The 13,235-nt window shown below is 53.2% G+C and carries 9 protein-coding genes; all 9 read left to right on the forward strand.

Going from position 1 to position 13,235, the window contains the following annotated elements; genetic code table 11:
- Nucleotides 1-37 precede the first annotated feature (37 nt).
- The 9 genes from PUQ42_RS08350 to PUQ42_RS08390 all read left to right on the forward strand — a co-directional run bounded on the left by PUQ42_RS08350 (nt 38) and on the right by PUQ42_RS08390 (nt 12,881).
- Nucleotides 38-925, forward strand: a complete 888-nt coding sequence (locus PUQ42_RS08350; protein WP_273372919.1) for a FecR family protein — start codon at nt 38-40, stop codon at nt 923-925.
- A 102-nt stretch (nt 926-1,027) separates the two neighbouring features.
- Nucleotides 1,028-1,414, forward strand: coding sequence for a hypothetical protein (locus PUQ42_RS08355; protein ID WP_273372921.1), 387 nt, complete (start codon nt 1,028-1,030; stop codon nt 1,412-1,414).
- On the forward strand, nt 1,377-4,445 hold the full coding sequence (locus PUQ42_RS08360) for a SusC/RagA family TonB-linked outer membrane protein (protein ID WP_273372923.1): 3,069 nt from the start codon (nt 1,377-1,379) through the stop codon (nt 4,443-4,445). Before PUQ42_RS08355 ends, PUQ42_RS08360 begins: the two co-directional genes overlap by 38 nt.
- Nucleotides 4,446-4,457: 12 nt before the next feature.
- On the forward strand, nt 4,458-5,840 hold the full coding sequence (locus tag PUQ42_RS08365) for a RagB/SusD family nutrient uptake outer membrane protein (protein ID WP_273372925.1): 1,383 nt from the start codon (nt 4,458-4,460) through the stop codon (nt 5,838-5,840).
- Nucleotides 5,841-5,886: 46 nt separating this feature from the next.
- Nucleotides 5,887-7,866, forward strand: a complete 1,980-nt coding sequence (locus tag PUQ42_RS08370) for a fibronectin type III domain-containing protein (protein WP_273372927.1) — start codon at nt 5,887-5,889, stop codon at nt 7,864-7,866.
- Between the two features lie 57 nt (nt 7,867-7,923).
- The gene (locus PUQ42_RS08375) at nt 7,924-8,787 is read left to right on the forward strand and encodes a sugar phosphate isomerase/epimerase family protein (protein ID WP_122120825.1); all 864 of its coding nucleotides are present in this window, start codon (nt 7,924-7,926) and stop codon (nt 8,785-8,787) included.
- Nucleotides 8,788-10,497: a DUF6528 family protein gene (locus PUQ42_RS08380; RefSeq protein WP_273372930.1), complete on the forward strand. Its 1,710-nt coding sequence runs from the start codon at nt 8,788-8,790 to the stop codon at nt 10,495-10,497.
- An 80-nt stretch (nt 10,498-10,577) separates the two neighbouring features.
- Complete coding sequence (locus PUQ42_RS08385) at nt 10,578-11,495, forward strand: glycerophosphodiester phosphodiesterase family protein (RefSeq protein ID WP_122120826.1); 918 nt, start codon at nt 10,578-10,580, stop codon at nt 11,493-11,495.
- Between the two features lie 12 nt (nt 11,496-11,507).
- Complete coding sequence (locus tag PUQ42_RS08390) at nt 11,508-12,881, forward strand: MFS transporter (protein WP_122120827.1); 1,374 nt, start codon at nt 11,508-11,510, stop codon at nt 12,879-12,881.
- Nucleotides 12,882-13,235 lie beyond the last annotated feature (354 nt).

The raw sequence follows: 13,235 nt of genomic DNA on the forward strand, positions 1-13,235 counted from the left end.
TATTCCCGACGATATTCAACGGATATTCGAACGCTGGATGATAACACACGAAGAGAACCTCGATACAACGGAGGCCCTCCAGGAAGTGTGGAACGAGCATACAGCTCCGGCAGCGGATGAAGAGGACCTCAGGGGTCTCGAACGGCTGCACGCATCCATTCGGGACCAAAAATCCCGGATATCACCACGCATAATCCTGCGTTGGGTTTGTGCCGCAGCCGCAGCCGTATCGATATTTGTCGGAGGTTACTATGCGGCGATCGGGACCATGGAGCCGATTCGGGAAAACACGCTGCTGACAGCCAAAGGACAAACCGGAGAGTTCTCGCTTCCCGACGGGACGACCGTATGGCTCAACGGCGAAAGCCAACTCAAATACGACAACTCGTTTGAGGGCGAAACCCGCGACGTATACCTCTCCGGAGAGGCCTTCTTCGAGGTCCGGAAGGATTCGCTGCGGCCATTCCGTGTCCACATGAACGACCTGCAGATCGAAGTGCTGGGAACATCGTTCGATGCCATGAGTTATTCATTCGGATCGTGCGAACACATTGTTCTCAAAACCGGAAGCGTCAAAATTTCCGGAAACGGTCTCCAGAAAGCTGTTATGCTGCGCCCGAACGAAAAATTCACGTTCGACAAACGGGCCGGAAGTGCAAGGGTCGAATCCGTCAACGCTCAGAACTACTGCCAGTGGTTCTCCCCGCGTCTGATCTTCGACAACGCCCCTCTCAAAGACATCATCACGAATCTCGAACGTAGATACAACGTCGAAATTTCTCTCTCCACACATATCTCGCCAGAAAAACGGATCTCGCTGGTCATCTGTCATGAACCATTGGAAGACATCATGGAGGTTATCTCCTCCCTGATCTCGATTCAATACAGAATCGACGGGAACCATATGTTGATCACGAGAAAGTAACTCACTGTCCAACAGCTAATAGAATCTTATTTCTGACGCCCTGACAGGCGCCGGTATGCTCTGTTCATCTTAAAATCGAACCCGAATTAATCCCTAATAACCATGAATGAACACAATGTTTTGAAAAGGATTTCCCGGTATTTTTCGGTGATTATCCTGTGTATGGCGGTGACAACGACCGCCGTCGCACAGACTCCGAAGGTTACCGTGGATGCCAGAAATGTCAGCATCAAGGAGCTGCTTCAACGCATCGAGGCCAACAGCCAATACACGTTCGCCTATGTCGATGCAGAGATAAAGACAGACAAAATCGTATCGGTTACAGCGACGAACCGCAGCATCGCATCGATCATCGCCGAGGTGCTTCCCGGAGTGAACATGGAAGTCAAAGGGCTGAAAATCATCCTTACCCGCGCAAGGGGGGGGGGAGGAGCCAGCGGCGCCGCAAGCCGTGGCAAGCCGCACGGTCAAGGGCCTGGTAACCGATGAAAATGGTGAACCGGTTGTCGGGGCGACCGTCATTCTGAAAGGATCGACCGTCGGCGCCGCCACCAACCTGAACGGCGAGTATGCCATAGAGATTCGCCAGAACAACGCGACCCTGATCGTCTCGCTTATCGGATACAACCGCGTCGAAGTCCCCCTTTCCGACAGTCAAACCCTGGCGAACGTCACGCTGAAGACCGAAGCGATCGCCATGAACGACATCGTCGTCGTGGGATACGGTGTGCAGAACAAGCGCGATGTGACGACCGCCATCTCATCCATCAAGGCCGAAGATTTCGCCAACATGCCGACTTCCGACTTCCGCGACGCCATGGCCGCCAAAATGCCGGGCGTGCAGGTGTTACAACTCGGCGGACAGCCCGACGGCAATGTCTCGATCCGCGTTCGCGGTATTCAGTCCGCAACGGCCGGGAACGACCCGCTGTACGTCATCGACGGAGTTCCGTGCGACGCCCGGGCATTTGCCAACCTCGAAAGCAACGACATCGAAAGTCTCGAAGTGCTCAAGGATGCTTCGGCAGCGGCCATTTACGGTTCGCGCGGGTCGTGCGGCGTGATCCTGATCACCACCAAACGAGGCCAGGGCGAACGTCCCGTGGTGAGCTACGACGGACAGTTCAGCGTCTCGAATGTCGCCAAAAAGATCGACATGCTCGATGCGTACGAATTCGCACGGCTTTTCAAGGAGGCGCGCGACGGGGCCTATCTGTTCAATGTTCCGACCGGTTCGATCGACGACCCCTACGAGGAGCGTCCGCAGACCTATCATCGTGTCGATCCGCTCATCACAGCCTATCTGCAGGACAATACCGGAACGTTGACCAATACCGACTGGCAGGATGCCATCTTCCGGTCGGCCTACTCGACCAAGCACTCGATCTCGGTCTCGGGACGCACCAAGACACTGGGCTACTACATCGGAGGAAACTACCTCTACCGCGAAGGTACGATCATCGGCTCGGACTTCGAACGATACAGTCTGCGCGCCAACCTCGACGGGGAACGCAACCGGCTCAAATACGGCATCAGTTTCTCGCCCTCCTATTCGAAGACCAATTATGTATCGACCGACACGCAATACGGTGACGACGGCATCATCGCGTCGGCGCTGATGGCCCCTCCGATCTTTCCCGTATATAACGAGGACGGATCCTACAACTGGGACATGAACGGACTCTTGCGCGTCAACACCTGGGATACCCAGACGAACGAGGTGCTCAATCCCGTGGCCCTGGCCCTTGAAATCGATGACGTGCGCGAGAAGATCAACATCCTCGGCAATGCATACGTCGCATACGAATTCATCGAAGGACTGGAATACAAATTCACCCTGGGAGGAGACTACTATTCCTACATCCGCAATTACTACCGACCCTCATATATCCCGCTCAAGGGCTACAAATACCTCAATGCCCTGTCGGACCCGACCGCCGAAAACAACATGAACTCCTATTTCCACTGGACAATCTCCAACCAGCTCTCGTACAATCGCACGTTCGGAGACCATTCGATCAACGCCGTTGCCGTATACGAAGCCGAGAAGCAGAGCATCCAGACCTCGCAGATCGTCGGAACCGGGACTGCCGGAGACGACAAGATCCGCACGACAAAGGGCAAGACCATCGATCTGGACAACACCTACAACAACAAATACGCATACACCTTCGCGTCGTGGCTCTTCCGCGCCCAATACTCCTACAAAGGCCGATATATGGTTTCGGCATCGGTTCGCGGCGACGGCTCCTCGCGGTTCGCACCCAACACCAGATGGGGCTATTTCCCGGCAGTTTCGGTAGGCTGGCGCGTCAGCGATGAGAATTTCCTGCGCAATGTCCGGTGGATCGATGATCTGAAGTTCCGGGCCAGTATGGGTCAGACCGGCAACGCACAGATCGGCAACTCGGAATACCTTGCTCTTTACGGCACATCGAGCACAGATCTGGGCAACGGACTCACCGCACAGGTCTATCCTTCGCAGATCGCCAACAACGACCTGGGGTGGGAGAAAAACACACAGTACAACATCGGACTGGATATCAGTCTGTGGAAAGGCACCCTGGGGCTGAATGTCGACTACTACTATTCAAAAACCACCGACATGCTCTTCGATGTTCCCGTTTCGTCCGTTTCGGGCCTCACCTCGTCGAACATCAACATCGGCTCAATGCAAAACAAAGGCGTTGAATTAGCGCTCACGTCCCGCCGCAGCTTCGGAGACTTCTCCTACGCCTTCGCCGCCAACTGGTCGCTCAATCGGAACAAAGTACTGAGTCTCGGGGATGAAAATGCCGACATTATCAAAGAGTCGTCCTATGCCGGCGGTTACTATATTACACGTGTTGGACAGCCTATCGGATGTTACTATCTGCTGGTCCAGGACGGAATCTTCCACAACCAGGAGGAACTGGATTCATATCCCCACTTCGACACCACTACCGTCGGAGACTTCCGGTTCGTCGACGCCAACGGGAACGGTATTCTCGAAAAGGATGCCGACCGGGTCATTGTGGGCAACTACATGCCGGACTTCTATTACGGATTTTCCGTAAATCTCTCCTACAAGGGTTTTGACCTGGCGGCTAATTTCCAAGGTGTCTACGGGAACGAAATACTGAACCTCGAACGTCGATACCTGCTCAACATGGAAGCCTCGTCGAACATGATGAAGGAGGCGCTGCAACGTTATCCCTACGGGAACCTGAACCGGGCAACCCGTAAATCAAGCGGTAACAACGGAGCCTGTACCTCGACGTTCCATCTCGAAGACGGCTCCTACCTCCGTCTTCAGAATCTCGCCCTCGGATACACGTTCCCCGACCGGTGGACACGCAAGGCCGGCATCTCGAAACTCCGGCTCTACATCCAGGGAACCAACCTCTTTACCTGGACCCGATACACGGGTTACAATCCGGAAGTCAACAACCACGCCTCCGACGCCCTGCGCCCCGGCGAGGACTACTGTTCCTATCCGCTGTCCCGAACTTTCAGCGTAGGCGTGAACTTCAACCTGTAAAACAAACAAACCATGAAACTGAAACTCATTATAACAGCCGGAATCCTCATTGCAGGAGCCTCCTCATGCGGAGAATCCTTCTTCGAACAGTATCCGAGCAACAACATCACCGAGGGAAACTACTACCAAACGGACGATGATTTCAATCAGGGGGTGGTGGCCTGCTACCATAAACTCAAGACCCAAATGGCCTTCCATCTCCACGAGATCTGCTACCGAAGCGACGAAAACATCCTTGAATCCATGGCCGTTTCCACGCAGGATCGATACGATATCGACAATTTTGCCGAAACGCCAAGCAATGGTATTCTGAGCGACGTCTGGGATGCCTGGTACAACGGGATCTATCGTTGCAACGACGTACTTGACCACATGGCCGGAGCCGACATCGCCAATTACGACAAATACCGCGGCGAATGCCTGTTCCTGCGTTCCTGGTGGTACTTCAATCTTTATCGGGTTTTCGGGGTGGTTCCCATTACCAGGACGGTTGTAACCCCAGCCAATGCAAAACTTATTCCCCGATGCACGGAAGAGGAGATGTACACCCTGTTGACCGAAGATTTGACTGAGGCCGCCCGGCTGTTACCGTCGACTCCCGGGGCAGAGAAGGCTCGCGTAGCAAATATTGCCGCTTACACGCTGTTGGCCAAGGTTTATCTGACATTCGGGAAGCCTTCCGAGGCGAAGACTGCTCTTGAAGAAGCAATGAAAAATACCGCTTATGGCCTGGAAACCTCTACCGGAAAGGTATTTGACGTGAACAATAAGATGAACAAGGAGATCATCTTCGCATTGTACTACAACAAGACCAACGATAACGGACATGGCTATTGGTACAGCACCAGCACGAACGTGATGGCCGACATCCGCAACCCGACCCCCGAATTCAAGGCCATTTATGAGGAAAAAGACAATCGGCTGGCATTGATCAATACCTATACGCAGGTTTCGAGCAACCTGTATGCCATGACCAAATGGTATGACACCTACGATGCTACTTACACGACTCAGGTAGGCAATGATTTTCCGCATTTGCGTTATGCCGACGTGGTACTGATGTATGCGGAAGCATTGGCGGAATCGGGTGCCGGACTGGACAAAGCCCTGGAGTGGCTCAACAAGACCCGGACACGTGCGGGACTGGACGAGTTGACCACGGGTGATGTCACCAGTCTCGAAGAGTTCCGGCAGGAATTGGCCGATGAACGCGGCCGCGAATTTGCCCTTGAGGGACACCGATGGTTTGATCTCGTACGCCTGGGACTGGCTGTCGATTATTTCCGGAAACTGGGCTATACGCTCGATGCACACAACCTGATTTTCCCGATCCCGCAAAGCCAGATCGAGATCGTCAACGACGAATCGATCCTTTGGCAGAACCCCGGATTCTAATAACCTTTTACATGTGCAAGCGATTATGAAAAGAATAAACGTTTATTTGTTAATATCGGTACTGGCATTAGGATTTTCCTCCTGCTGGACCGAGGATATTCCCGAAGCGGGAGCCGCCCGCCCCCAGGTTACCAACCTTACGGCCACGCCGGGCGACGAAGAGGTTTACCTCTCCTGGGAGACTCCCGAAGGATGGAATCCGACCGACTTCATCATCTATTACACCGGATCCGACTCGGAAACCATCACTCTGCGGAGCGGAGGCAACCGGAGCTGCACGGTCGGAAATCTGACCAACGGCACCCAGTATATTTTTCACGTACAGGCCGTCTACGGAGAGCTGATCTCGAATTACGTCACGATCACCGCCAAACCATCGACATCGCGGTTCCCGATCACGGATCTCACGGTTTCTGCCGGCGACGGATATGTGACCCTCTCCTGGACGGAACCGGCAACGACAGTCCTGTCGTACACGCTGTCCTATTACAGTGAGGAAACGCCCGAGAATATCAAGGAGCAAACCGTCGAAAAGGGGACGACCTCCGTCACGCTCGACAACCTGATCAACGACAAGAATTACTACTTCTCAATCGTCGCCAACTACGCTAAGGGTGCTTCGGAAGCAACAACGGCCAAGGCCATGCCGACACTTGCAATTCCCTACATACTCGACCGGGAAACTGCGGCCAAGAATCAGCCCATCACCTTTACGTTCAATACGGAGGGATACCCCACGGCCACCGATGTGAAATGGACTTTCCCCGGCGACGTGGTCAAAGAGGGCACCGTCGTAGAGTATGGATTCGGATCAACCGGTACACAAACCGCCAAACTGAGTGCCTCGATCGACGGAGATCTCCGCACCTGGACCGTGGAGGTCGAAATCCGCGAATATGTTATCTACAGCTCCGACTGGGATATCAGCGACTCATACAACGGATTCAAAGGTTCATGCCCGGTATTTTCGCCCGACGGCAGGACGGTCTACAACATCACGTTCTCCAACCTCACCGAACTCGTGGCCTTCGACCTCATCACCGGAGTCGAGAAGTGGCGTTACAAGCCGGCCACCCCGTCAGGAAGCTATAACCCACTGACTGTCAATCCGAAGACCGGAGACATCTATTTCGGGACATCCTCGGCCGGACAGTTCTATGCCGTATCGCCCGAGGGCCAGCTTCTGTGGACCTTTACCGAGGCTCAATCAATGAAGAGTACGGCTCCGGCCGTCAATGCCGCCGGCACGGTCGTCTACATCTGCGACGCCTCGGGTAACACCTTCGCCATCGATGCCGCTTCGGGATCAAAACTGTGGAGCTTTGCCGCACCTGCAGCCGGTTGCGGCCTGCTAGTCAACGGGAACGAGCTGGTAGTGGGAGCGGGCAAGAACATCTGCTTCATCAATGCATCCGACGGAAGTGAGATCGCACGTTTGACCATGGCTCAAACCATGACCGATATTTCCGGCTTTGCCGTTGCCGCCGACATGACAACGGCCTATGTCCCGAACAAGGGTGGATACATCAGTTCAATCGATCTGGCCTCCCACAAAATTATCGTCGACGGATTCCACGTCGGAGGCGACAACATGTACGAGCCGGTAGTCGCCCCGAACGGATCAGTATTCATCGGGTCGAAGGACAGTTATGTCTACAACGTCAACGCATCGCTGACCTTCGTCAACTGGTCTTACAAGCACATGGACGGCATCAATGCATTCAACTACTCGCACCCGTGTGTTGACTCGGAAAACCGATTCTATATCACATCCGGACAAGACGGAAATACGAGTTATATCTTCGATGCAAACGGCAGCATCATCGAACAATGGACTTATGAGGCCGGTAACAAGAACCAAAAACAAATGGGCGGCAATAATTATCTCGACGGCGTGCTCTACTCGGCGTTCGTCGGGGCATCGGGATCGAACGGCCTGTTTGTCGGCAAATACGTCGGTGGAGAACGCGCCTCAAGTTGGAGTTCGCACGGAGGCGATATCTGTGGTTCGTGCTGTCTGAAATAACGGAATCGGAGAGGATTGTGTTCAGTCCTCTCCTTACCCTTGAAAAAAGATTCTACAATGAAAAAATTAATTTTATTAACATGGGGGCTTCTTGCCGTTGCCCCGATTGTTCTGGCCAAATATCCCGTCGGCGTATCTCTTGGAACAGTCAAAACGCCGAATAGTGAGAACCTTGCCCGAATCAAGGAGGCTGGAGTCGATTATGTGGAGGTGACCTTCAACTACTTCTGGCGCAACGCTCCCGAAAACGAATGTTACACCCGCGCATATGAAGTCAAAAAACGGATTGACGAGGCCGGTCTGAAAGTCTGGTCCTGCCATCTACCGTTCAGCCGTCAACTCGACATTTCCGTTCTTGACCCTCAACAGCGAGAAGAAAACGTGCTTTTCATGGAACGGATGATCCGCCTCGCGGCAATCTTTGATCCGCAACGATTGGTGCTGCACCCCAGTTCAGAGCCGATTGCCGATAATGAAAGGGAAACGCGAATGCAGAATTCAGCCAACTCTATCGGCCGCCTTGCCCTTGCAGCCAAAGAGATCGGCGTAATGCTTTGCATCGAGAATCTGCCGCGGACATGTTTGGGACGCAACTCGGATGAAATATTGCAACTGATTGCAAACTATCCCGAAGTAATGGTCTGCTTTGATTCAAACCATCTGCTCAAGGAGGATCACGCACACTTTTTCGAACAAGTAGGCAATCGCATCGGAACGATACACGCTTCGGATTACGATCGCAAAGATGAACGACATTGGCTTCCCGGGAAAGGGATCATAGACTGGTCCGATTTCCTGCGAAAGCTGAAACAGTCCGGATACAACGGGGTATTCATGTATGAGATCAGATCCAGCGAGGTCGACTCCATTCAACAGATCGTCAAGGCGCACCACAGAATCGTCCTCGGCAAACAAAAATAGATGAATTTATTCAATCTCCGCATCATGAATACAGTTCAAAACCAAATCATCCGGAATCTCCTCGTCGGAATCGGGGCATTGCTGTTGGCCATCGGTTGTTCAAACGATTCCACTGATTCCGTTCGGCCCTTCGCATCGAAAGTCTCCCTGACGCTCTCAAGGTATTACAACGCACAGGGGACCACTACATTGCCCGTATGGGAAAGTTCCTCGCAGGCCGGAGTGTACGTACCCGGTTCCTCGGTCGCCTCCTATGCTTCGCCTATTCTGCCGGGATCCCAGACCTCGCTCTTTCTGTTCTCATTCGAGGGTCCACGACAGGAGGTCTCAACCATTGTCGGTTTCTGGCCGGCCGATGCTCCGGTTTTCTGCGAAAACGGACGGCTGCAAACAACCATACCCACACTACAGGACGGCACTGTTTCGCCTTGTCTGATCGGGAAATCGACCGGTCGCCTCGACAGTTACGAAGGGTGTGAGATGACATTGTCGCAAATTTTCTGCGTCATGTATATCAGTGTCAAAAAGGGGGACTATGCCGTTCGGGAAGTTACCGTAAAAGCCAACGGCGGAGAAGCGATCGCCGGGGAACTCTCGGTCGGGATCGACGATTGGGCGGCTTCGGCCTCGGAACAGACCATCACCGTGACGCTTCCCGAACTACTCGATTGCTCGCAGGAGGCACAAATTATTCCGGTAATGATTGCCCCCGTCACGCTGAACAAAGGCTATACGGCAACCCTGACCGACACGGACGGCAATTCGTTTGCGGTGTCGACAAATGATCCTGTCGAACTGACGGCCGGAGGCAAATACGACACGGATGAGGCGGCGTCGAGTTATGCGACCGAATTAATTTTCTGCGGCGACAACATGATCTACATGATCAATGCGGATTTGGCCGATGCTACCGGATACAAGGATGCTGTCACCTGGAGCTGGGATGCCACCACGGCGGCAACGACTCTGGGATTGGCGGCCTCGCGTTGCAACCATCTCGACGATTGCAAGCCGGTAAACAACGGCAAGCAGATTTTAGCCACGAGCTCCTACCACTGGTGCGTGCTGCTCGATGTTGAAACACAGCAGATCCTTTTCCACACAACATCCTCATCCAATGCTCACTCGGCCGAGATCTTGCCCGACGACCGAATCGTCGTGGCTTGTTCCGAGGGAACCGGATCAACAAACAACGTCCTCCAGCTCTACAACATCGCATCCCCCAACGTAATTGTTGATCAGGTCCCGTTGACTTCGGCTCACGGCGTCGTGTGGAACGAAGCCAACCAACGGCTTTATGCCATAGGCGAACAAAGCCTGCAAGTATATAGCCTGAAGAATTGGGATACGGCAACCCCTTCACTCGAATTGGAAAAAACCATCCAGACGCCTCAAAACGGACTGCATGATATGACCCTGGTCAATTCGAATACACTCTGCATCGCAGGGAAACGGGCCTATCTGTATGACATCGGAGCAGACCGATTCACCGAAATGACGCTTTTCTCCTCTTCCACGTCGATCAAATCCCTCAACTACAATGATGAAACGGGAGAACTGTGGTATACCGACGCGACCCATCCCGAAGGTTCACAGAGCTGGTCGACGCAGACCATCCGCTACGCCACGGACATGAATGCCTCGTCCGAAACCCGAACCATCAAGGTTCCGGATCTCGACATGTACAAGGTACGGGTCCTGAACTGGTAAAACCCGAATATGTCGGGACAGGATTGGAGCAAGGCTTCAACCTGTCCCGCTTTCTTCAAACCTGACAAAACAATTAAACCATGAAAAAACTGCCCTTTCTTTTATCCATCCTGCTTTTATCGGCCGCCTGCACGCAACGTCCTTCCCCCGAAACAGACAACCGTGCCGCTACGATCGTCACCGAATTGCACAACCCGACCTCGAAACGGGTACTTGTCGCCAGTCACCGCGGTGATTGGCGCAATTATCCCGAGAATTCCCTGGCCGCCATCGAATCGGTCATCCGCATGGGGGCCGACATCGTGGAAATCGACCTGGCCCTGACGGCCGACAGCATACTGGTCCTGTGCCACGACCGGACATTGAATCGAACGACCACTGGAAAAGGATATGTCAAAGATGTAACACTCGACTCCATCCGGCGGTGTTTCCTAAAGTCGGGACACGGCGTAGTCACGACACACCGGATGCCGACTCTTCGCGAAGCACTGGAAATCTGCAAGGATCGTATTGTCGTAAACATCGACAAGGGTTACCAGTACTACGATCTGGTGCAACGGCTTTCCGAAGAACTGGGTGTTACGGAACAACTGCTAATCAAGGGGAAAAGCCCGGTTGGCGATGTAACGGAGAAATTTTCCCGCTATGAACACAACATGATGTATATGCCAATCATCGACATTCTCAAACCGCAGGGAGAGAAACTTTTTGCCGAATACCGCGAGCAGGGGGTCGTTCCGATCGCCTACGAAGTGTGCTGGTCGGAAGAGACTCCTCAGGTAACGACGTGCATGGAGACCATTGTGAAAAGCGGCTCCAAATTATGGGTCAACTCACTCTGGCCCTCGCTTTGCGGCGGGTTGTGTGATGATGCGGCATTTGAAGGAGATCCCGGAGCCGTCTATGGCCGGCTCGTGGAGATGGGGGCCACCCTGATTCAAACCGACCGTCCGGAACTGTTGCTCGCGTATCTCCGCGCCCGGGGTCTCCATGACTAAAATGCCACAGGAATGAATCGAATCAAGGAGTTTTACCGAATCAGCGCTCCGGCTCCCAGGCAGGAGGAAGATGCGTCCGTACAAGAAAAACGCTACCGGAAGTTGCGGCTGCAGACTTTCGCCGCCGCAACCCTCGGGTACAGTCTCTATTATGTCTGCCGAACCAGTCTTAACGTGATGAAAAAACCGATTCTCGACAGCGGAGCTCTCGATGCCTCGCAGTTGGGAGTCATCGGTTCGGCATTGCTGTTCACCTATGCCATCGGAAAATTCGTCAACGGATTTATTGCCGATTACTGCAACATCAAGCGATTCATGGTCACGGGGTTGATTATCTCAACGGCAGCCAATGCCCTGATGGGATTGTTGGGAGTCGCTCATTCTCTTGTGCCCTCGGCCGTAATTTTTACGATTTTCGCCGTGTTGTGGGGGATGAACGGATGGTCGCAGTCGATGGGGGCCCCTCCTGCCATTATTTCGCTGTCGCGCTGGTTTCCGCTCAAGGAGCGCGGAACCTATTACGGGTTCTTCTCCGCAAGCCATAACCTCGGAGAATTTTTTTCGTTTCTTTTTGTCGGTTCGATCGTAACCTTTGCCGGTTGGCAGGTTGGTTTCTTCGGTTCGGCGACGGCCGGCTTGTTGGGAGTGTTCATCATTCTGGTCTGGCTGCACGATACCCCCGAGTCCAAAGGTTTGCCGAGCGTCGAAACCCTGGCCCATGAGGCCCCTGCGAGCAACGCCGACAAATCGATCAGGGAGATTCAACGGGCCGTGTTGAAAATGCCTGCCGTATGGATCCTGGCCGCAGCAAGCGCCTTCATGTATATATCACGCTACGCGATCAACGGTTGGGGCGTTCTCTTTCTTCAGGAAGAGAAGGGATTCTCGGATGTAGAAGCCATATCGATCGTATCCATCAATGCTCTTTTGGGAATCTTCGGAACCGTACTTTCGGGATGGTTCTCGGACAAACTCTTTAAAGGGGATCGAAATACCCCTGCACTGATTTTCGGCATCATGAACACGGTCGCTCTCGTTCTGTTTCTTTACGGGGGTAAAGCCATATGGGTGAATATTCTGTCCATGATTCTGTTCGGCATTGCCATTGGCGTGCTGATTTGTTTTCTCGGAGGTCTGATGGCTGTGGATATCGTACCGCGCAAAGCGACAGGAGCGGCATTGGGAGTAGTCGGAATCACCAGTTACATTGCTGCCGGGATTCAGGATGTTGCGTCAGGATGGCTAATTGACTCAAATATTACTTTGTCTGCCGATGGGTCTTCCATCTATGACTTCCAGCCAGTCTCTATTTTTTGGATTGCAGCTTCCATAATCTCTTTTTTATTACCCTTGTTCAATAGAAAGCACGCTCAATCTCTTCTGTGATGAAATTTTCGATGATCGCTATCCCGCAATCTGAAGAGTTGAATTGTACAATTCCAAGGGAAATGGATGAATTTCTCATTTAACCATGGATTTCTTTCTATGAATTGCACTTTGCGTGGATGGGGGCCGCCGAACATTCAGCGGTCCCGGATCCGAAAGGCACGGCGTTTCATCCGGATAACGCGCGCAGCCCCTCAAAAGTTTCGTTCACAAAGTGATGTGGCAGTGGTTGGCGTCGGTTGGCGTCGCAAGGGTGGACAAACTGCGGTGAAATCGCCGGTTTATGCCGTCAGGACCTTGCCGATACGACGCATCTCTCGGCTGATATTCGCCTCGGAGATCTTCGCGTAGCGC

Origin of the sequence: Alistipes megaguti (assembly GCF_944320325.1) — a bacterium.
GTDB lineage: Bacteria > Bacteroidota > Bacteroidia > Bacteroidales > Rikenellaceae > Alistipes > Alistipes megaguti.